The 3148-nt window shown below is 68.1% G+C and carries 2 protein-coding genes and 1 pseudogene; 2 read left to right on the top strand and 1 reads right to left on the bottom strand.

Annotation, left to right across the window (positions count from 1 at the left end):
• Nucleotides 1–1749: pseudogene (locus RMO04_RS17085) on the top strand (DNA-directed RNA polymerase subunit beta'); the annotation flags it as partial.
• Nucleotides 1750–1869: 120 nt separating this feature from the next.
• Entirely contained in the window at nucleotides 1870–2349 is a 480-nt protein-coding gene (locus RMO04_RS17080) for a GNAT family N-acetyltransferase (RefSeq protein ID WP_309645970.1), read from the top strand.
• 218 nt (nucleotides 2350–2567) lie between these two features.
• Here RMO04_RS17080 and RMO04_RS17075 read toward each other — a convergent pair whose 3' ends face one another.
• Nucleotides 2568–3062 carry a hypothetical protein gene (locus RMO04_RS17075; protein ID WP_309645969.1) on the bottom strand — a complete coding sequence of 165 codons (495 nt, stop codon included), beginning with the start codon at nucleotides 3060–3062 and terminating at the stop codon, nucleotides 2568–2570.
• Between the last annotated feature and the right edge of the window lie 86 nt (nucleotides 3063–3148).

Raw genomic sequence — 3148 nt, 5'->3', positions numbered from 1 at the left:
ATCACCCTTCGCGCCGTGGTCGAGGGCGGCGACGTCCTGGTCTCGCTGGGCTTGCGCATCCTGGGCCGCTTCGCCGCCGAGGACGTGAAGGACCCGAACACGGGCGAGGTCATCGCTCCGGCCGACACCTATTTCGACGAGAACATGATCGATATCGTCGAGGCCGCCGCGGTCCAGTCGGTGAAGGTCCGTTCGGTCCTGACCTGCGAGGCCAAGATCGGCGTCTGCGGCGCCTGCTACGGCCGCGACCTGGCTCGGGGCACCCCGGTGAACATCGGTGAAGCGGTCGGCGTCATCGCCGCCCAGTCCATCGGCGAACCCGGCACCCAGCTGACGATGCGGACCTTCCACATCGGCGGCACCGCCCAGGTGGCCGAGCAGTCGTTCTTCGAAAGCGGCAACGAGGGCGTCGCCCGTCTGATCGGCGGCAACACCGTCGTGGCGCCGGACGGCGGGGTGGTGGCCATGAGCCGCAACCTGATGATCGTGGTCCAGGTCGACGGCAAGGACCGCGAGTCCTACAAGCCGCCTTACGGCGCGCGCCTGAAGGTCAAGGACGGCGACAAGGTCAAGCGCGGCCAGCGCCTGGCCGAATGGGACCCGTACTCGACCCCGATCATCTCGGAAGTCGGCGGCAAGGTTCGCTTCGAAGACCTGGTCGAGAACTTCTCGGTCCGCGAGGAAGCCGACGAAGCCACCGGCATCTCCAACCGCGTGATCATCGACTGGCGCACCTCGACAAAGGGTTCGGACCTGCGCCCGGCCATGGCTGTGGTCGACGCCGAGGGCGCCTATATGCGCATCTCGAACGGCGGGGAGGCGCGTTACCTCCTGCCGGTGGGCGCCATTCTCTCCGTCGGTGACGGCGATGAGATCAAGCCTGGCGAAGTTCTCGCCCGCATGTCGACCGAAAGCGCCAAGACCCGGGACATCACCGGGGGTCTGCCGCGCGTCGCCGAACTCTTCGAAGCCCGCCGTCCGAAGGACTGCGCGGTCATCGCCGAGATGGACGGCCGCGTCGAATTCGGCCGCGACTACAAGAACAAGCGCCGCATCAAGATCACCCCGGAAGATGGTGGCGAGGCGGTCGAGTTCCTGATCCCCAAGGGCAAGCACATCGCCGTCCACGACGGCGACGTGATCCGCAAGGGCGAGTACCTGATCGACGGCAACCCGGATCCGCACGACATCCTGCGCATCCTGGGCATCGAGGCGCTGGCCGAGTTCCTGGTCGACGAGATCCAGGAGGTCTACCGGCTCCAAGGCGTGCCGATCAACGACAAGCACATCGAGACGATCGTTCGTCAGATGCTGCAAAAGGGCGAGATCCTCGAGCCGGGCGACACCGGCCTGCTCAAGGGCGATCACCTGGACATGTCGGAGATCAACGAGGAGAACGCCAAGACCGAGTCCCGTGGCGGCCGTCCGGCCATCACCCAACCGGTCCTGCTGGGCATCACCAAGGCGTCGCTGCAGACCCGCAGCTTCATCTCGGCCGCCTCGTTCCAGGAAACCACCCGCGTCCTTACCGAGGCTTCGGTCCAGGGCAAGAGCGACACCCTGGAAGGCCTGAAGGAAAACGTGATCGTCGGCCGCCTGATCCCGGCGGGCACCGGGTCCTACCTGCGCAACCTGCAGCGCATCGCCGCCAAGCGCGACGAAGCCCTGTCGGCCAGCCGCGAGGAGGCCATGGAGCCCCTGCCGGACGTCATCGCGGTCGAAGCGGAGGCCGAAAAGGTCGACGGCTAAAACAGCTCAGTCTGTGCAAGCGTAAGAAACGGCCCGGGAGCAATCCCGGCCGTGTTCTTTTGTGGCCACCGGGACCGTTGGCCCGTTGCGGGCGCGTGGCGCGTCTGCTCCCTAGAGGCAATGCCGTCCTCGTTTGAGATCATCCCCGTCCGGACCCTCGACGACCTGCGGGCGACGGCGGCCCTGTTCGAGGCCTATTCCGCCTCGCTGCCTGTCGATCTTGGCTATCAAGACTTCGGCGCCGAGCTCGCCTCCCTGCCGGGCAAGTACACCCCGCCGCGCGGCGAACTGCTTCTGGCGCGCGATGCCGAGGGCCAGGCGCTCGGCTGCGTGGGCCTGAGGCCTTTAGCCGCCGAGGGGTGCTGCGAGATGAAGCGGCTCTATATTGCCCCTGAAGCGCGCGGAACCGGCCTTGGGCGCGCCCTGGCCGAGGCGATCATCCAGCGGGCGCGCGACATCGGCCACAGCGAGCTGCGCCTGGACACCCTGGCCACCATGACCTCGGCCATCGGCCTCTACCGCCAGATGGGCTTTGCCGAGATCGATCCCTACTATGCTCCCACCCCACCGGGGACGATCTTCATGGCGTTGCGGCTCTAGAGCCTTTCGCATGGTGAGACTACGGCGCCCGGCGCCATTGTCCCGCGCCAACCACGCCCTTGATCAGGCTGGGCGCTCGGAGGACCACCCATGATGCCGCTGCTGCTTTGCCCCAGGGCGGGCGCGAGGTGCGTCAGGCCGACACCCAGGCCCGCGAGCGATTCGATCGCGAGCTCGAGACCTTCCGACTGAAGATTAGCCCTTGGGCGGGCCTGGGCTCAGTTGTGCGGGGTCCAGACCTCCGGCATCGGATTCATGCCAAGGCTGCCCGTGCTGACGCCGGGCGGTATGTGACCCTCCTTGTAGCGGCGATAGGCTTGCTGCTTGGCCGCCTGCGCGTCGAAGGCCTTGCGCTTGTCCGGGGACATGGGCGGTTCGTAGAATGGCGCGTCCTTGGCGCCGGCGCCAAGGCGCTCCAGGCAGCGTTCGCGCTCGGCCTTGGTCAGCAGGCTGGGATTGGCGCAACCCACCGGCCCCAGGCGCAGGGCCGCGCCGACGCGCGGGGAGGGCGCCGGCCCCGGCGCGGGGGCGGCGAGACCTGGCGGCGACATCGCGGGGCGGGGGGCCAGGGGGGTGACCAAGGGCGCGATGATCTCGTCCGCCTGCAGCCGCAACGCCCTGCGCGGTCGGATCGGCCGGTCTGCCAGGGTCTTGGGCGGCGGTTGTCCCGCGCCAACCACGCCCTTGATCAGGCTGTGCGCTCGGAGGACCACCCATGATGCAGCTGCTGAGTTGCCCCAGGGCGGGCGCGAGGTGCGTCAGGCCGACACCCAGGCCCGCGAGCGATTCGATCGCGAGC

The organism is Phenylobacterium sp. (assembly GCF_031412415.1).
GTDB lineage: Bacteria > Pseudomonadota > Alphaproteobacteria > Caulobacterales > Caulobacteraceae > Phenylobacterium.
This window is presented reverse-complemented; position numbering and strand designations above follow the sequence as displayed.